This window comes from Kribbella koreensis (assembly GCF_039525325.1).
GTDB lineage: Bacteria > Actinomycetota > Actinomycetes > Propionibacteriales > Kribbellaceae > Kribbella > Kribbella koreensis.
Window position 1 is genome coordinate 173,202 of sequence record NZ_BAAAHK010000002.1, and the last position, 16,321, is coordinate 189,522.

The window sequence follows — 16,321 nt, forward strand, 5'->3', positions numbered from 1 at the left end:
CGGTGACCGGATCGTTACGACCCGGTCTCCGCGCAACGGCGTCACGGCGAGGACAACGTTGTCTCTCAACCATTGACTTCACTGGTCTGGGCCTCCTACGGTCACGGAAAGCCCAGGGGGTTTGAGCGGTGGTACCGGGATGACAACGATTGCCCGAAGGTGGACGTGATGGCCATGAAGAACGGTTTCAAGACCGCAGGTGTGCTAGCTGTCGGCGCGCTCCTGCTGGGGGTGTCGGCCTGTAGTCAGGGGTCGACCACGAAAACGCCGGAGGCCGGCGGAAGTCAGAGCAGCGGTCCGGCGAACATCAAGATCGCCTACCAGCAGTGGGGCCCCGGCACGGTGATGAAGAACTTCCTCACCGGCGCAAAGACCGAGTACGAGGCGGCCAACCCCGGCTCGAAGGTCGAGATCCTCCCGATCGTGGCGAGTGAGAACGACTACTACACCAAGCTCCAGCTGATGATGCGGTCGCCGAACACGGCGCCGGACATCGTCTACGAGGACACCTTCCTGATCAACTCCGACATCACCGCGGGGTATCTGAAGCCGCTCGACGACTACATCAAGGACTGGTCGGACTGGAGTCAGTTCGAGGACACCGCCAAGGGCGCGGCCAAGGGCCAGGACGGCAAGACCTACGGCATTCCGGACGGCACGGACACCCGCGCCCTCTGGTACAACAAGAACCTGTTCAAGCAGGCCGGCCTGCCGGCCGACTGGCAGCCGAAGACCTGGGACGACGTGCTGAACACCGCGCGGACGCTGAAGCAGAAGCTGCCCGGCGTGATCCCGATGAACGTGTACTCCGGTAAGCCGATGGGCGAGGCCTCGGCCATGCAGGGCTTCGAGATGCTGCTCTACGGCACCAAGGACACCCTGTACAACTTCGACCAGCAGAAGTGGGTCGTCGGCAGCCAGGGCTTCAAGGACTCGCTGAACTTCATCAAGACCGTCTACACCGAGGGCCTCGGCCCGTCGCCGAAGCAGGCGCTCGACCCGAACATGGGCAGCAAGGTCGGTACCGAGCTGCTGCCGGGCAACAAGCTGGCGATCGCGCTCGACGGCTCCTGGATCTACGGCAACTGGCAGAAGACCGGCGCCAAGCCGTGGCCGCAGTGGACCGAGGTGATGGGCCAGACCGCGATGCCGACCCAGGACGGCGGCGGCAAGGGCAAGGTCAGCCTCTCCGGTGGCTGGACCTGGGCGATCCCGGCCAAGTCGAAGTCGCCGGACGCGGCCTGGAAGTTCATCCAGTCCCTGCAGACGCAGAAGAACGCGACCAAGTACGCCACCGACGGCGCCCAGATCGCGGTCCGCAAGGACGTCGCCTCGGATGCCGGCTACAAGTCGTCGGCCAAGAGCACCCAGTTCTTCACCGACCTGGTCGCGGTCACCGTCTACCGGCCGGCGCTGCCGGAGTACCCGAAGGTCTCCAACGAGATCATCACCGCGATGGAGGCCACGATGACCGGCCAGTCGTCGCCGGAGGACGCGGCCAAGAACTACGACGAGGCGGTCGAAGGCATCGTCGGCAAGGACAAGACGACCGCCGGTAACTAAGCAGAAGTTTTCCGAAAGGGCTTCCCCTGTGACGACAACTGCTCCCGCCGTGCCCGCTCCCATCGGCAGCAAGCCTGCCGATGGGAGCGGGCCACCGCGCGGCGCCAAGCTGTTCAAGATGTTGCCGTTGGCACCGGCCATCGGGCTGATGCTGGTCTTCCTGGCCGGCCCGATCCTGTACTGCGTCTACGCCGCGTTCACCAACATGGCGCTGACCGGGACCGGGGCGGCGAACGTGAAGTTCGTCGGGCTGGACAACTTCCGCAAGGCCTTCGGCAGCCACGCCTTCACCAACTCGATCTGGCTGACCCTGGTCTTCACGCTGATCTCGGCGATCATCGGCCAGAACACGCTCGGCCTCGGCCTGGCGTTGCTGATGCGCCGGTCGACCAAGTTCATCCGTAGCTTCGTCGGTACCGCCGTGATCGGCGCGTGGGTGCTGCCGGAGGTGGTGGCGGCGTACCTGCTCAGCGCGTTCTTCAACACCGACGGCACCCTGAACGTGATCCTGCACAAGGTCGGGCTGCCCGGCCAGGACTGGTTGTACGCGGCGCCGATCATCGCGGTGTCGATCGCCAACATCTGGCGGGGTACGGCGTTCTCGATGCTGGTCTACTCGGCGGCGCTGAGCGAAGTACCGAAGGAGATCGAGGAGTCGGCCGAGATGGACGGCGCGTCCGGTCTCAAGCGGCTGATCTTCGTCACGCTGCCGATGATCAGCCGGGCGATCATGACGAACCTGATGTTGATCACGCTGCAGACGCTGAGCGTGTTCGGGCTGATCTTCGCGATGACCCGGGGTGGCCCTGGCACCAAGAGCCAGACGCTGCCGCTGTACATGTACGAGCAGGCGTTCAGCTTCTCGCAGATCGGCTACGGCACCGCGATCGCGCTGGTGATGCTCGCGATCGGCGCGGTCTTCTCGCTGATCTACCTGCGTGGACTGAATGCGGAGGCCGCATGATCGCCCGTGACCGGATCAGCAAGCTGACCCAGAACCTGGTCCTGCTCTTCCTCGGTGTGCTGTTCATCCTGCCGTTGCTGTGGGTGCTGTTCGCCTCGGTCAACCGGACGGCGGGGCTGCGGGTCGAGCTGCCGACCGACCCGACCTTCGCGAACTTCAAGGCGGTGCTGAACGTCACCACGACGTACCGGCCGGTCCTGAACGGGATCGTGCTGTGCGGCGGGTCGGCGTTGCTGACGATGCTCTGCTCGGTACTGGCGGCGTATCCGTTGTCCCGCTTCAAGACGAAGTTCAACCGGCCGTTCCTGCTGACCGTGCTGTTCTGCACCGGATTGCCGATCACCGCGGTGATGGTGCCGGTGTACGGACTGTTCGTGCAGCTCAACCTGGTCGACACGCTCGGCGGCACGATCCTGTTCATGGCGACCTCGTCGCTGCCGTTCGCGATCTGGCTGACCAAGACGTTCATGGACGGCGTGCCGATCTCGCTGGAGGAAGCGGCCTGGGTCGACGGCGCCAGCAACATGCAGGCGCTCCGCCGGATCGTCCTGCCGCTGATGTGGCCGGGTATCGCGGTGGTCGGCATCTTCACCTTCATCGGCATGTGGGGGAACTTCTTCGTCCCCTTCATGCTGCTGCTGTCGCCCGAACGCCTGCCGGCCTCGGTGAGCATCTTCACCTTCTTCGGCCAGTACGGCGAACCGAACTACGGCCAGCTGGCCGCGTACTCCCTCATCTACACCCTGCCCGTCCTGCTGCTCTACCTGCTGCTCAGCAGGAAGCTCGGCGGCGCCTTCGCACTCGGCGGTGCCATCAAGGGCTGAGCCAAACCCTGCATCTCCGCGGCCCGGCGGGTCGTGGAGGTGCAGGGAGCCGCGCCGAGGGCGTACGGTCGGTGACTATGAGCAATGCCGTGACGAGGGCGCGGCCGGGGACCGGGGGCCGCACGTCTGCTGTGACCATGCTGATCGCTGCGGTCGGCGTAGTGGTCACGGTCGCTCTGTTCGCGGCAGGGCAGCGCGCGTGGGAGTACCGGAGCCCTGCGTCGCACCTGGTGCTGGAGACGGTCGACGCCTGTGTGGCGGTGCTCGTGTCCTACCTCGTGTACGGCCGCTTCCGGCGCAGTGGGAGTCGGCAGGACTTGCTGCTGCTGCAGGGATTCGCCTTGCTGGGCTTGGCGAATGCTTGTTTGGCGCTGACTCTGGCCCAGACGGAATGGGTGGCGCTGCTGGGGTTGTGGCTGCCCCCTCCGCTCCGGGTGCTGGGTGCGTTGCTGATCGCCGCGGCCGCATTGCTTCCACGGCGCTCGGCGCGATCGGCGTGGCGACGATGGCTGCTTGCGCCGCTCCTCGGCGTAGTACTGGTCATCGTTCTCGTTGTGCTGTTCCAGCGCGAGAACCTGCCGGGGTCGGAGCAGGTGGCGGGCGGGTTTCGACCCCCCATCAGCAGTCATGGTCACCCTGCTCTCCTGATCACGCAGGTCGTCTCGCTGCTCGCCTTCGCCGCGGCGGCGGTGGCGTTCATGGTCGAGGCGCGCAAGCGGGACGACGTACTGATGCGGTGGCTCGGACCAGCCTGCGCACTGGGTGCACTGGCCAGAGCGAATTACCTGATCTTCCCGGCGAGCGGGCCGGACTGGGTCTACAGCGGCGACGTACTCCGGACCGGCTGCTACTTCCTGCTGCTGGTCGGTGCCGGCCGGGAGATCAGCCGCTACTGGGGAGCGCAGGCCGAGGCAGCCGTGGCCGAGGACCGGCGGAGAGTCGCACGCGAGATGCACGACGGCGTACTGCAGGAGCTGGGCTACATCCGCTCAGAGCTGGCCGCTTTCGCCTCGGTGGACGAGGAACGCGTCGGCCGGATCGTCGCCTCGAGCGACCGGGCCCTGGACGAGGCGAGACAGATGCTGGTCGCGCTGGGCCGGGCCGGTGACGAGCCACTCGCCGATGCCCTGGAACGCGCGGTCGAGCAGATCGCCGAGCGGTACGGCGTTGCGCTGGCACTGGAGCTGGACGCCTCGATCACAGCCGATACCGAGCAGCGGCATGCCCTGGTCAGGGTGGCTCGGGAGGCGGTGCTGAACGCCGTACGGCATGGCCGGGCGGAGCGGATCCGGGTGCGGCTCGCTCAGGAGGGCAAGAGCCGGCTGCTGGAGGTGACCGACGACGGGACGGGGTTCGATCCCGCTCGCCGGACCTCCGGTCGGCAAGGTTTCGGGTTGACCAGCATGCGGGAACGCGCGGAGGCCCTGCCGGGGGTGTTCCGTCTTGAGTCGACGCCGGGCGACGGAACGACGGTGCAGGTCAGATGGTGAGCCCCGAGCCCCGCCGGGTGGTGATCGCCGACGACCACCCGCAACTGCGCCAGCAGATCCGGGCGGCCCTGGAGGCAGGCGATTTCGAGGTCTGTGCCGAGGCGGCGAGCGGGCCGGAGGCAGTGCGGCTGGTGCAGGAGCACGAGCCGGACGTGGTGCTGCTGGACGTGCACATGCCGGGCAACGGCATCCGGGCTGCGGCCGAGATCGCTCAGTTGCGGCCTGAGGTGGCGATCGTGATGCTCACCGTCTCCCGTGACGACTCAGACCTGTTCGACTCGCTCCGGGCCGGCGCGTCGGGCTACCTGCTCAAGGACACCGACCCGGTCCGGCTGCCGGCCGCGTTGCGCGGGGTGCTGTCCGGCGAGGCGGCGATCCCGCGTTCGCTGGTGGCCCGCATCCTGAACGAGTTCCGTACGCCCGGCCGGCCCCGGTTCGGCCGGCGGCCGAAGGTGGCGGCCCGGCTCACCTCGCGTGAGTGGGAGGTGATGGAGCTGCTGGCCGATGGGCTGAGCACCGACGAAGTGGCCCGGCGGCTGTTCCTGTCGCCGACCACCGTGCGGGTGCACATCTCGTCGGTACTCCGCAAGCTCCGGGTCAAGGACCGGCAGGCCGCGATCGACCTGCTCAGCGACGACGATCTGTCGTGAGGGCGGCCTCCCCCCTCCTGGCCGCCCTCACGACCGTCTAGGTGCGCAGCCCGAGCCGCGCCGAATCCCTGCCGTCGTTGTCGTCGATGATGCTGATGCCGATCTGGTAACTCCCGGTCGCTGCGTAGACGTGGCTTCCGGTCACCGCGCCCCGCGCCGAGGCAGCGAGCGTGGTGGTGCCATCGCCCCAGCGGACGAAGGCGGTGTGCGTGTCGGCTGCTCCCGGATCGCGGTAGGGCGCGATCACCGAAACCGCACGGGCGCCGAGCCGGGTACTCCGCGGCCGCTCGAAACTCGGCGCGACGTTGGCCGCCGTCCAGCCGAACGACTCGGTACCGGTCGCGCGCTGACCGTCCGTCACCCGGACCACGACGATGCCGGACGCGTCGTCGGCGCTGGTGTACGACCAGGACCAGGTGCCGTCACCGTGGTCGGTCACCGTTCCCGCCCCGCTCACCCTGGTGACGGTCAGCTTGCCTTTGCCGTCGGCGAACGACCCGTGGGTGGTCAGCGGCGAGCCCTCGTCGCCGTCGGCATCCGCAGGCACGCCGGCCGGGGCCGGCAGCTCGGAGGTCGGCAGTTGGCCGGCCATCGTCGCCAGGCCGGGCCGGTCACCGCCGCTCGCGTGGTCGTCGTCGCCGGCGTGAACGATCCCGGCGAACACCACGGCGGCCACGGTCATGACCACCGCCAGTGATGCGTGCCGGGTGAAGAAGACGCGCTCGGACATCGACAACCCTCCGTAGGTACGGTGCACACCCCTCCGCGTGCACCACCTGCCGTAACGCTAAGTAGTGAAGACGCGGTCGGACTAGGGCCGAAGGTCTCTTTGAGCGTTCAAATACCTAAACGCCCGCGATGAGCTCGCTGATGGTCCAGGCCGCGCGGCGCAGAACGGCGGCCGTCTCCTCGGAGAGTCCCTTCACCGGCAGGTCCAGCTGGCTGGGGTCTTCGTGGAGGAGGGTGATCAGGAAGACGCAGGCGGTGAGGTAGCTGCCGGCCAGGGCTGGGTGGGAGTCGTCGGCGTCGTGCAGGGAGGGCGTCGGGTGGGCCGCTTGGAAGTGCTCCCAGATCAGACCGGCCGGGACGAGGGTGGCTCCGAGCTCGGCCGCGATGGTGGCGTACGCCGCGGTGAACGGGGCCTGCGGCTGGTTCTTGCGGGACCAGGTCATGTACAGCACGGTCTGGGCGCCGACCTCGGTGATCGCGGTGTGGAAGTCGCGGATGTTCTCGTGCATACGGGCGGGGTTCTTCAGCGGGAGAGTGCTCTGCTCCTGCAGGACAACCGTGTCGTAGTTGCCAGTGGCAAGCTCTGCCCGGGCTTTCCCGGCGTTCAGGTGCTGGCGCAACGAGGCGCCACCGGCCGAGATCAGCTTGTGCCCGACAGCGATACCACGCTCGGCCGCCATCGCGGCGATCAGGCCAGGCAGGTTGTTACGCGAGGTGAAGCTGTTGCCGACGAACAGGATCCGCATGGCTTCAGGGTGGCACGTAGGGTGGGCTGCATGCCGCTGAACTATCCGCTTGCTGAGCAGACGTTGGACAACGGTCTGCGGGTTGTTGTCAGTTCTGACCGGAACGTGCCGATCGTGTCGGTGAACCTCTGGTACGACGTGGGATCACGGCACGAGCCGCCGGGGCTGACCGGGTTCGCGCACTTGTTCGAGCACTTGATGTTCCAGGGGTCGCGCAACGTCGAGTCGGGGCAGCACTTCTCGCTGCTGGAAAGCGTCGGGGCGAGCCTGAACGCGAGCACCTTCTTCGACCGGACCAACTACTTCGAGTCGCTGCCCAGCGGCGGGCTCGACCTCGCGCTGTGGCTCGAGGCGGACCGGATGGGCTACCTGCTCGACGCGGTCAACCAGGAGAACCTCGACAACCAGCGCGACGTGGTGAAGGAGGAGAAGCGGCAGAGCTACGACAACCGGCCGTACGGCGACTCGTACGAGCGGCTCGTCCGGCTGCTCTTCCCGGAGCACCACCCCTACGCGCACATGACGATCGGCTCGATGGCCGACCTGGACGCGGCCGCGGTCGAGGACGTGCACGCGTTCTTCCGCAAGTACTACGGCCCGAACAACGCCGTCCTGACCATCGTCGGCGACGTCTCCGAGGAGGACGCGTTCGACGCCGCCAAGCGGTACTTCGGGCACCTGCCGGCCATCCCGACGCCGCCGCCCGCACCGGACGGCACGGTCGGCCCGCTCGACGGGGTGTTCCGCGACGACGTGGTCGACGACGTGCCGTCGGACCTGATCACGATGATGTTCCGGCTCCCGGTCGACGGTACGCCGGAACTCGACGCCGCCGCGTTGGCGCTCGACGTCCTGGCCGGCGGTCAGAGTGGACGCCTCAACCGGCGTCTGGTCCGCGACGAGCAGATCGCTCAATCAGTCTCTGGCGGAGCCCTGCCGCTGATCGGCGGCGTCTCGTTCGGGACGCTGACCGGGATCGCCTCCGAGGGCATCGACCTGCAGCAGGTCGAGGACGCGCTTGTCGAGGAGGTCGAGAAGCTCGCCAAGGACGGCATCACCGAGGACGAGCTGGCGACCGTGCAGGCGCAGGCCGAGCGGGACTGGCTGGAGCAGCTGGCCACGTGTGGCGGTCGTGCCGACGAGATCTCGCACCACGCGTTGTTGTTCGGCGACCCGAACCGGATCAACACCCGGATCGACGAGCTCCGCGCGGTGACGGCGGACCAGGTGCAGGCGGCGGCGAGCAAGTGGATCCGTGCCGGTTCGCGCGCGCAGGTGACGTACCGGCGTCAGACAGACAACGCAGTGGCAGGCACAGAAGCAGGGGAGCAGGAATGAACAGCCAGGCCTTGACCACACCGCCGGCCGTCGCACCGCCGCGCCCGTGGCGCTTCCCGCTGGCGACCAGTACTACGACCCGCTCCGGCACCCCGGTCCACGTCTTCGACCGCCCCGGCCAGTACGTCGCCACAGTGCGCGTCACCGTCGCGATGCCGCTGGCCGTCGAGCCACGCGAGCTGGAGGGCGTCGCCACGATCATGTCGCGCACTCTGGACGAGGGCACCGAGCTCAAGTCGGCCAACGAGTTCGCGGCGGCTCTGGAGCGACACGGCGCGGCGTACGGGGTGGATGTCAGCTCGGACGCGTTGCACGTCGAGATCTCGGTCCCGACCTCGCAGCTCGCCCCGGCCGTCAAGCTGCTCGCCGAGGCAGTCACCCGGCCGGCCTTCAACCAGGCCGACGTCGGGCGGCACGTGACGATCCGGCTCGGTGAGATCAACCAGGAGCGGGCCAACGCGGGCTACCGCGCCCGTGAGGCATTCGCCGCCAACCTGTTCGACCCGTCGTCGCGCAGGTCCCGCCCGACCGCCGGTACGCCGGACACCATCCGGCCGCTGACGAACGTCCAGGTGGCCGAGTTCTACCACGCCAACATCGGTCCGGCCCGGGCCGAGATCCTGTTCGCGGGCGACGCGACCGGGGTCGACGTGGCCGCGGTGATCGACGATGCCTTCGGCGACTGGAGTTCTGACGCCGGTACCGCGATGGAGACACCCGAGCCGCTTTACATCGCCGGTAACAAGCTGGTGCTCGTGGACCGGCCCGGCTCCGTTCAGAGCCAGTTGCTGATCGGTTGCCCCGGCCCCGACCGCCGCGAGGACATCTGGGGTGCAGCCGCGGTCGCCAACCACGTTGTCGGCGGCACGATCACCTCCCGCGTGGACACTGTGCTGCGCGAGGAGAAGGGTTACACGTACGGCACCCGCACCAGCTTCACTGCGCCGCGCAAGGGCGGCACCTTCAGCCTGGGCGGCGCAGTCCGCACAGAGGTGACCGGTGCAGCGATCGGTGACGCGCTGAAGATCCTGCTCGAGGCCCGCGACGGCCTGACCGCCCAGGAGGTCCAGGACGCGCAGGACAGCCTGATCCGTACTGCCCCGCTGCGCTACGAGCAGGCCGACTCGATCGCGCAGCAGGTCGGCAGCAACATCGCCGCCGGGGTGCCGCTCGACTTCGCCGACACCTACCTGGCCCAGATCGCCGCCACCACGGCCGAGACGGCGACCGAGGCCTACCGCCGGTACGTCGGAGCCAACGGCCTGCTGGTCGTCGTCGTGGGGGAGGCCAAGGAGGTCCGCGGCCAGCTCGCCGGGCTGGGGATCGGCGATATCACCGAGCTGAGCTGACATCATCTTCTGCTCGGGGCCAACCCCGTTGACCCCGAGCAGAGGAGAACATCAGGTATGCCGGATGACGAGGAGTACCCGCCGGAGGGCTGGCCGCGGCAGTCGCGGTACGTCTACCCGCAGCCGCTGAACCAGCGTCCGCAGGACAACTCGGCCGCGACGGTCTCGATGGTGCTGGGCATCATCGGGCTGGGGACCTGCCTGGCCTTCCTGTCGCCGTTCGCCTGGGCCAAGGGCAGCCAGGCACTCGAGGAGATCGACGCGAATCCCGGGGTGTACGGCAACCGCGGGATGGCGGTGGCGGGCCGGATCACCGGCATGATCGGCACCGCCCTGCTCGGCCTCGAGCTGATCGTCGGCGTGGTCGTCGCCGGCCTGCTGCTCGCCTCCTAGCGACTGACCGGACTGATCCGGTCAGTCGCTTGCTTGTGGATTGACAACGTCGGCATCCCGCTGACCCCTGGTGAACCGGGCTCCACACATTTAGCGTGTGCCGGGTCAGACTCACTTCAGGGAGGGGATCCGCTCGTGAGAGACGTCCGTAGATCGTTGTGTGCGGCCACTGGCGCCATCGCGCTGGTAGCCGGCGCGCTGGCAGTTCCGGTCACCGCCGGTGCCGGGACGACGGCGGTTGCCGGTGGCACCACGGAGTACACGGTGTTGCTGCAGGCCGGGGCCGACCACGCCCAGGCGCTCGCCGCGGTCCAGGCGGCCGGGGGCAAGCTGGTCAAGGAGAACACGAACCTGGGCACGATGACGGTGCAGGCCGCCGCCTCCGGGTTCGTCACGCGGGTGTCCGGCTCGTCGGGCATCCAGGGCGCGGCGCGCACCCGCCCGATCGGGCAGTTGCCGCAGGCAAGGCCGAGCACGGTCGAGCAGGAGCACCTGAGCGCCGTTGCCAAGGGCAAGAGCGTCACCGCCAAGACGGCGGCCGCGAAGAGCACCGCCGATCCGCTCGACGCCCAGCTCTGGGGCCTGAAGATGATCCGGGCGGACCTGGCGCATGCCAAGCACCCGGGCAAGAAGGTGGTGAAGGTCGGCATCCTGGACTCCGGGATCGACGCGCGCAACCCCGACCTGGCGCCGAACTTCGACTGGAATTTGTCCCGCAACTTCGTCACGGACATCCCGGAGATCGACGGCCCGTGTGAGTTCCGTGGTTGTGTCGACCCGGTCGGCTGGGACGACAGTGGGCACGGCACGCACGTGGCCGGCACCGTTGGTGCCGCGCTCAACGGCATCGGTGTCTCCGGTGTCGCGCCGGGTGTCTCGCTGGTCGAGATCCGCGGCGGCCAGGACGGTGGCTTCCTGTTCCTCGGACCGGTGACGGACGCACTCACCTACGCCGGTGACGTCGGGCTGGACGTGGTCAACATGTCCTTCTACGTCGACCCGTGGCTCTACAACTGCACGGCCAACCCGGCCGACAGCCCGGAGGCACAGGCCGAGCAGCGCACCATCATCGCCACGATGAGCCGGGCGCTCGACTACGCGCACAACAAGGGCGTCTCGCTGGTCGGGTCGCTCGGCAACAACCACGAGGACCTCGGCAAGCCGCGGACGGACATCTCCAGCCCGGACTTCGGCGACGTCGCGCCGTACCCGCGGCCGATCGACAACGCGACCTGCATCGACCTGCCGGTCGAAGGCCCGCACGTGATCGGTGTGTCCGCGCTCGGCCCGTCGAGCAAGAAGGCGGACTACTCCAACTACGGCACCGAGCAGATCGATGTGGCGGCGCCGGGCGGCTGGTTCCGTGACTACTTCGGTACGCCGCAGTACCGGACGAACGAGAACCTGATCCTGTCGACCTACCCGGTCAACGTGCTGCAGGCCGGTGGCCTGGTCGACGCGGCCGGCGAGATCACCGCGGCCGGCGTGGCCGGCGGCGTACAGAAGCAGTGCCCGGCCGGGGTCACGGACTACACGAAGTGTGGTTACTACAACTGGCTGCAGGGCACCTCGATGGCGTCGCCGCACGTCACCGGTGTCGTCGCGCTGATCGTCAGCGAGTACGGCAAGAAGGGATCGCACCACTCGTTCGGGCTGGCCCCGGACAAGGCGCGCAAGATCCTGCTGGACAGCGCGCAGCGGCGGGCCTGCCCGACGCCTCGCCTGCAGACGTACACGAACGAGGGCCGGCCGGCCGAGTTCGACGCGCTCTGTGAAGGACCGCGGTCGTTCAACGGCTTCTACGGCTACGGCATCGCCGACGCCTACGCGGCGGTGACCAGGTACTGAGCTAACAGACGTCGGGCCCGGCACACGCTGTGTGTGCCGGGCCCGACGTTCGTCCTGCTACTCAGGGACGAGCAGGCAGGTGGCGCTGCGGTCGCCGAGGGTCCAGCCGTTCTCGATCGGGTGCAGGAAGAAGACGTCCGACGGCTTGTCCGGCGTCTGCTTGAGAGCCTTGAAACGGTCGGTGCAGCCCTTCTCGGCAGCGGCCTGGACGGCGGCCAGGCCGGGCCAGTCACCCGCCGGCAGCTCGAAGACGGCGAAGACCTTGCCACCGTTGGGCTGGTCGCAGGGCTGGACCTTGATGTCCTTGACTACGCCTTCCTCGATGCCGGTGACGCAGTCGCCGACCCGGAGCTTGTTCGGTTTGGTGTCGACCGTGGTGGTCACCTGCCCGGAGGCATCCCGCTTGGGCTCGTTGTCGTTGTAGGTGGAGATCAGACCGATGACGAGGAGCCCGCCGATGACCACCCAGAGGCCACTGATGATCAGACCCGCGATGGCCAGTCCCTTGCCGCGCTGGCCGCGCTTGGGGATCTGGCTGAGCGCGACGATGCACAGGATGATGCTGAACAGCACGATGCCGAAGATGCTGAGGATGAACCCGATGATGGCGGGTGTGCTCGTCCCGCCGGAGCCCGGCGCAGGCAGACCGCTCTGTCCGGGGTAGGGGTGGTAGCCCGGGTATCCACCTGGTGGCGGCGGATAGCCGCCCTGACCGCCTTGCGGGGGTGGGTAGCCCGGGCCCGGTGGTGGGTAGCCACCGCCCGGGGGCGGCGGACCACCCGCCGCGGCCTGGTATGGCCCCGGCGGGTTTCCGCCTGACTGCGGCTGCCCGGGGTTCTGTGGGGGTGGTGTCGGGTCCATGATCGGAATGTAGACCCGGCCAGGGACCAAACCGGTGAGGTAGCGCCTTGCTAGCCGGAGATGTAGTTGGAAAGTTGCTCGCGTTCGAACTCCAGCTCGCCGATCCGGGTCTTCACCACGTCGCCGATGCTGACGATCCCGGTCAGCGCGCCGTCGGTGACCACCGGGACGTGCCGGATCCGGCGATCCGTCATCAGCCGCATCAGGTTGTCGACCAGGTCGTCCGGCCCGCAGGTGTGCACCTGCTCGGTCATGATCGCGCTCACCCGGACGTCGCCCGCGTCGGGGGTGCGGTGCAGCAGCCGGACGATGTCGCGTTCGGAGACGATGCCGGCCACGGAGCTGCCGTCGGCGCTGACCACCAGCGCGCCGACGTTGTGCTCGGCCAGCAGCGCGAGGAGTTCGGTGACGGTGGCTTCTGGGGAGATGGTGACGACCTGGTTGCCTTTACCGCGCAGTACGTCGTTGATCTTCACGGAGCCTCCTGGTGATGGAGTGAGCCCAATACCCAAAGGTAGCGAATAGAACCAGTGAGCGGCAGGTCTGGCACAATACAGCCAGTGACCTGGCGTGAGGACCTGTCCGTACTACGGCATCGCGACGTCCGGTTCTTCGTCAGCGCCCGCTTCATCTCGATGCTGGGCTCCTCGATCGCCCCGATCGCGCTCGTCTTCGCCGTCCTGGACGTCTCGGACGCGGCCAGCGCGGTCGGCCTGGTACTGGCCGCCCGGAGCATCCCGAACGTGGTCTTCGTGCTGCTCGGCGGGGTGATCTCCGACCGGCTGCCGCGCAAACTGGTGATCATCGTCGCGAACTCGGTCAGCGCCCTGACCCAGGCGCTCGCGGCGGGACTGGTCCTGTCCGGCCACGCCCAGATCTGGCAACTGGCCGCGATCGAGGCGGTGAACGGGATCGCCGCCGCCTTCGTGATGCCCGCGATGACCGGCATCCTGCCGTCGATCGTGGACCGCGCGGAGCTGCCGCAGGCGAACGCGGTCTCCGGCTTCGCCCGCTCGACCGCGCTGATCGGCGGCAGCGCGGTGGCCGGCGTGATCGTCGGCCTGACCAGCCCCGGGATCGGGCTGGCCGTCGATGCGCTGACCTTCTCCCTGGGCGCCCTCCTGATGTCCAGGCTGCGGCTGCCACCGATCGAGCGGTCGGAGACGTCGGTGCTGCACGACCTGCGGGTCGGCTGGACCGAGTTCGTCTCCCGGCAGTGGGTCTGGACGGTCGTGGTCGCCTTCATGGTGCTGAACATGATCTTCTCGGCCTGCTACTCGACGCTCGGGCCGGTGATCGCCGACGACACCTTCGGCCGGATCGGCTGGGGTGCGGTGAGCGCCTGCTTCGGCGCCGGTTTGATTGCCGGCGGCATTGTGATGATCCGGGTCAAGCCGAAGTACCCGGTCCGGATCGGCATGTTCGGCATGCTGGTGATGGTGCCGATGTACCTGGTGCTGGCGCTGGCGCCCTACACGGTCGCGGTCGCGGCGATGGGCTTCGTGGTCGGGGTCGGGTTCGAGATCTTCGGGATCGGCTGGGAGACGGCGCTCGGCCAGCACATCCCGCTCGACAAGCTGTCGCGGGTCGCGTCGTACGACATGCTCGGCTCGTTCGTCGCCGGGCCGATCGGTCAGCTCACGGTCGGGTACCTCGCGGCGGTCACCAGCGTGAAGGCGGTCGAGCTGTACGGCGCCGGGCTGCACCTGGCGATCGTGGCGGCCACCCTGCTGGTGCCGTCGGTCTGGCGGCTGCAACGCCACCACTCCGTGCAGGACAAGCTGCCTGGTGGGCAGCAGGTCCAGGACGCGACCTAGGCCTTCAGTCCTTCACCGCGAGAGCGGCGGCGATCAGCCGGGACCAGTCGCTGAGGTCGTCGACCGGCCTCTCCGGCCGCCACTCGACCGACGGCACGATCCCCGGCTCGAGCACGGTCAGGCCCTCGCCGAACAGGGCGAGGATCTCGTCGTCGGTGCGCCAGCGGCCGCGCCCGAGCGAGCCCTGCAGCAGTTGCTGCATCTCGGCGCTGCGCGGGTCGTTCTCGCTGCGGAAGTGGCTGATGAAGAAGTAGCTCCCGGCCGGCACCCGGTCGTACCAGAAGCGCACCACCGCGGCCGGGTCCTCGTCGTCGTTGAGGTGGTGCAGCACCGCGCTCAGGATGATCGCGACCGGCTTGCCGAAGTCGATCAGCGCTCGCGTCTCCGGGCTGTCGTAGATCGACTTGGGGTCGCGCAGGTCGGCCTGGAAGACGGCGGTGTTCTCGTTCTCGGCCAGCAGGGCGCGGCCGTGCGCAAGCACCACCGGGTCGTTGTCGACGTAGACGACCTTGGTCTCCGGCGCGTGCCGCTGGGCGACCTGGTGCACGTTGTCGGCCGTCGGGAGGCCACTGCCGAGGTCGATGAACTGCCGCACCTTGCTGGTCCGGACGATCTCCCGGACGGCCCGGATCAGTGCGCCGCGGTTGTCGAAGGCGATCGCCTGCGAGCCGGGCAGGCCGTGGATGAACTTGTCGCCGAGGGCTCGATCGACGGCGAAGTTGTCCTTGCCGCCGAGCAGGTAGTCGTAGGTCCGCGCGATGCTCGGCCTGGTCGTGTCGACGCCCGGAATCACGACGCCTTCTCTACCTGCTTCGCCCATCGCGGCATGGTCCTTCCGATACGGCTTGTTCGACAGTGACTACTTTAGGCGATTCGTCAGGTCGCTACGCGAGGCGGCGGAGGATCTCTTCGTGCAGGCGGCCGTTCGTCGCCACGGCGTTGGCACCGTTCGGGCCGGGAGTGCCGTCGACGGAGGTGAACTTGCCGCCGGCCTCGTCGACGATGATGGACAGCGCTGCCATGTCGTACAGGTTGAGCTCCGGCTCGGCCGCGACGTCGACAGCGCCTTCGGCGACGAGCATGTACGACCAGAAGTCGCCGTACGCGCGGGTCCGCCAGGCCGACTCCATCAGGTCCGCGAACTGGTCCTTCTTGCCGAGCTTCTCCCAGCCCTTCAGCGAGGAGTAGGACAGCGACGCGTCCTCGACCGTCGAGACGTCGCTGACCCGGCACGGCTGGGCGGACATCAGCGCGCGGCCGGTCCAGGCCCCGTCGCCGTACGACGCCCACCAGCGTCGCCCGAGCGCGGGCGCGGAGACGACGCCGACGACGACCTGGTCCTCGATCATCAGGCTGATCAAGGTGGCCCAGACCGGTACGCCGCGGATGTAGTTCTTGGTGCCGTCGATCGGGTCGACCACCCAGCGGCGGATGCCCCAGCCGGTGGTGCCCTCCTCCTCGCCGACGAACGCGTCCCGCGGCCGGGCCCGGGCCAGCGTCTTGCGCATCACGTCCTCGACCTTGCGGTCGGCGTCGCTCACCGGGGTCAGATCCGGCTTGGTGGCGACGTGCAGGTCGAGCGCCTTGTAGCGGTCCATCGTGGTGGAGTCGGCGTCGTCGGCCAGGATGTGGGCGAGCCGCAAGTCGTCGGTGTGCGAGGGCATGACCGGAAGGCTAGCCTGCCCCCTGTCCAGCCAGAAGTGGGCACCTTGAACACCAACCGGCGACCTGGGACATGAAATAGCGTGT

16 protein-coding genes are annotated in these 16,321 nt (G+C 68.3%); 10 read left to right on the plus strand and 6 right to left on the minus strand.

Annotated elements, in window-relative coordinates:
- Nucleotides 1-168: 168 nt before the first annotated feature.
- The 5 genes from ABD116_RS03030 to ABD116_RS03050 all read left to right on the plus strand — a co-directional run bounded on the left by ABD116_RS03030 (nucleotide 169) and on the right by ABD116_RS03050 (nucleotide 5,491).
- Complete coding sequence (locus tag ABD116_RS03030; RefSeq protein WP_343964533.1) at nucleotides 169-1,563, plus strand: extracellular solute-binding protein; 1,395 nt, start codon at nucleotides 169-171, stop codon at nucleotides 1,561-1,563.
- A 28-nt stretch (nucleotides 1,564-1,591) separates the two neighbouring features.
- Nucleotides 1,592-2,527, plus strand: coding sequence for a carbohydrate ABC transporter permease (locus ABD116_RS03035; protein WP_343964535.1), 936 nt, complete (start codon nucleotides 1,592-1,594; stop codon nucleotides 2,525-2,527).
- Nucleotides 2,524-3,351 (plus strand): carbohydrate ABC transporter permease, encoded by an 828-nt coding sequence (locus ABD116_RS03040; protein WP_343964537.1) that lies wholly within the window; start codon nucleotides 2,524-2,526, stop codon nucleotides 3,349-3,351. Before ABD116_RS03035 ends, ABD116_RS03040 begins: the two co-directional genes overlap by 4 nt.
- Nucleotides 3,352-3,428: 77 nt before the next feature.
- Entirely contained in the window at nucleotides 3,429-4,841 is a 1,413-nt protein-coding gene (locus ABD116_RS03045; RefSeq protein ID WP_343964538.1) for a sensor histidine kinase, read from the plus strand.
- The gene (locus ABD116_RS03050) at nucleotides 4,835-5,491 is read left to right on the plus strand and encodes a response regulator (RefSeq protein ID WP_343964539.1); all 657 of its coding nucleotides are present in this window, start codon (nucleotides 4,835-4,837) and stop codon (nucleotides 5,489-5,491) included. Before ABD116_RS03045 ends, ABD116_RS03050 begins: the two co-directional genes overlap by 7 nt.
- A gap of 37 nt (nucleotides 5,492-5,528) precedes the next feature.
- Here ABD116_RS03050 and ABD116_RS03055 read toward each other — a convergent pair whose 3' ends face one another.
- Together ABD116_RS03055 and ABD116_RS03060 are read right to left on the minus strand one after the other, a co-directional pair.
- On the minus strand, nucleotides 5,529-6,221 hold the full coding sequence (locus ABD116_RS03055; protein ID WP_343964541.1) for an Ig-like domain-containing protein: 693 nt from the start codon (nucleotides 6,219-6,221) through the stop codon (nucleotides 5,529-5,531).
- 115 nt (nucleotides 6,222-6,336) lie between these two features.
- Nucleotides 6,337-6,966 (minus strand): SGNH/GDSL hydrolase family protein, encoded by a 630-nt coding sequence (locus ABD116_RS03060; protein ID WP_343964542.1) that lies wholly within the window; start codon nucleotides 6,964-6,966, stop codon nucleotides 6,337-6,339.
- Between the two features lie 30 nt (nucleotides 6,967-6,996).
- Here ABD116_RS03060 and ABD116_RS03065 point away from each other — a divergent pair, with 30 nt between their 5' ends.
- From ABD116_RS03065 to ABD116_RS03080, 4 genes are all read left to right on the plus strand, one after another.
- Complete coding sequence (locus ABD116_RS03065; RefSeq protein ID WP_343964544.1) at nucleotides 6,997-8,304, plus strand: M16 family metallopeptidase; 1,308 nt, start codon at nucleotides 6,997-6,999, stop codon at nucleotides 8,302-8,304.
- Nucleotides 8,301-9,653: a M16 family metallopeptidase gene (locus ABD116_RS03070; protein WP_343964546.1), complete on the plus strand. Its 1,353-nt coding sequence runs from the start codon at nucleotides 8,301-8,303 to the stop codon at nucleotides 9,651-9,653. The genes ABD116_RS03065 and ABD116_RS03070 overlap by 4 nt, the downstream gene beginning before the upstream one ends.
- A 57-nt stretch (nucleotides 9,654-9,710) precedes the next feature.
- The gene (locus tag ABD116_RS03075) at nucleotides 9,711-10,046 is read left to right on the plus strand and encodes a DUF4190 domain-containing protein (protein ID WP_343964548.1); all 336 of its coding nucleotides are present in this window, start codon (nucleotides 9,711-9,713) and stop codon (nucleotides 10,044-10,046) included.
- Between the two features lie 135 nt (nucleotides 10,047-10,181).
- Complete coding sequence (locus ABD116_RS03080) at nucleotides 10,182-11,894, plus strand: S8 family serine peptidase (RefSeq protein ID WP_343964550.1); 1,713 nt, start codon at nucleotides 10,182-10,184, stop codon at nucleotides 11,892-11,894.
- A gap of 57 nt (nucleotides 11,895-11,951) precedes the next feature.
- Here the strand turns inward: ABD116_RS03080 and ABD116_RS03085 are convergent, their stop codons facing one another.
- Both ABD116_RS03085 and ABD116_RS03090 read right to left on the minus strand, forming a co-directional pair.
- A complete protein-coding gene (locus ABD116_RS03085) occupies nucleotides 11,952-12,755 on the minus strand; it encodes a DUF4190 domain-containing protein (protein ID WP_343964552.1) in 804 nt (267 codons plus the stop codon).
- Between the two features lie 50 nt (nucleotides 12,756-12,805).
- A complete protein-coding gene (locus tag ABD116_RS03090) occupies nucleotides 12,806-13,231 on the minus strand; it encodes a CBS domain-containing protein (RefSeq protein WP_343964554.1) in 426 nt (141 codons plus the stop codon).
- An 84-nt stretch (nucleotides 13,232-13,315) separates the two neighbouring features.
- Here ABD116_RS03090 and ABD116_RS03095 point away from each other — a divergent pair, with 84 nt between their 5' ends.
- The gene (locus ABD116_RS03095) at nucleotides 13,316-14,572 is read left to right on the plus strand and encodes an MFS transporter (protein ID WP_343964556.1); all 1,257 of its coding nucleotides are present in this window, start codon (nucleotides 13,316-13,318) and stop codon (nucleotides 14,570-14,572) included.
- 4 nt (nucleotides 14,573-14,576) lie between these two features.
- On the opposite strand, the gene ABD116_RS03100 is transcribed toward ABD116_RS03095, so the two are convergent.
- Nucleotides 14,577-15,392, minus strand: coding sequence for an SAM-dependent methyltransferase (locus ABD116_RS03100; RefSeq protein ID WP_343964558.1), 816 nt, complete (start codon nucleotides 15,390-15,392; stop codon nucleotides 14,577-14,579).
- Between the two features lie 64 nt (nucleotides 15,393-15,456).
- On the minus strand, nucleotides 15,457-16,236 hold the full coding sequence (gene hisN / locus ABD116_RS03105; RefSeq protein ID WP_343964560.1) for a histidinol-phosphatase: 780 nt from the start codon (nucleotides 16,234-16,236) through the stop codon (nucleotides 15,457-15,459).
- Nucleotides 16,237-16,321 lie beyond the last annotated feature (85 nt).

Bases quoted from the DNA above. Each gene is read 5' to 3' on its own strand.
- ABD116_RS03030 (WP_343964533.1), top strand. From the start codon at position 169: ATGGCCATGAAGAACGGTTTCAAGACCGCAGGTGTGCTAGCTGTCGGC.
- ABD116_RS03040 (WP_343964537.1), top strand. From the start codon at position 2,524: ATGATCGCCCGTGACCGGATCAGCAAGCTGACCCAGAACCTGGTCCTG.
- ABD116_RS03045 (WP_343964538.1), top strand. From the start codon at position 3,429: ATGAGCAATGCCGTGACGAGGGCGCGGCCGGGGACCGGGGGCCGCACG.
- ABD116_RS03050 (WP_343964539.1), top strand. From the start codon at position 4,835: ATGGTGAGCCCCGAGCCCCGCCGGGTGGTGATCGCCGACGACCACCCG.
- ABD116_RS03055 (WP_343964541.1), bottom strand. From the start codon at position 6,221: ATGTCCGAGCGCGTCTTCTTCACCCGGCACGCATCACTGGCGGTGGTC.
- ABD116_RS03060 (WP_343964542.1), bottom strand. From the start codon at position 6,966: ATGCGGATCCTGTTCGTCGGCAACAGCTTCACCTCGCGTAACAACCTG.
- ABD116_RS03065 (WP_343964544.1), top strand. From the start codon at position 6,997: ATGCCGCTGAACTATCCGCTTGCTGAGCAGACGTTGGACAACGGTCTG.
- ABD116_RS03070 (WP_343964546.1), top strand. From the start codon at position 8,301: ATGAACAGCCAGGCCTTGACCACACCGCCGGCCGTCGCACCGCCGCGC.
- ABD116_RS03075 (WP_343964548.1), top strand. From the start codon at position 9,711: ATGCCGGATGACGAGGAGTACCCGCCGGAGGGCTGGCCGCGGCAGTCG.
- ABD116_RS03085 (WP_343964552.1), bottom strand. From the start codon at position 12,755: ATGGACCCGACACCACCCCCACAGAACCCCGGGCAGCCGCAGTCAGGC.
- ABD116_RS03100 (WP_343964558.1), bottom strand. From the start codon at position 15,392: ATGGGCGAAGCAGGTAGAGAAGGCGTCGTGATTCCGGGCGTCGACACG.
- hisN (WP_343964560.1), bottom strand. From the start codon at position 16,236: ATGCCCTCGCACACCGACGACTTGCGGCTCGCCCACATCCTGGCCGAC.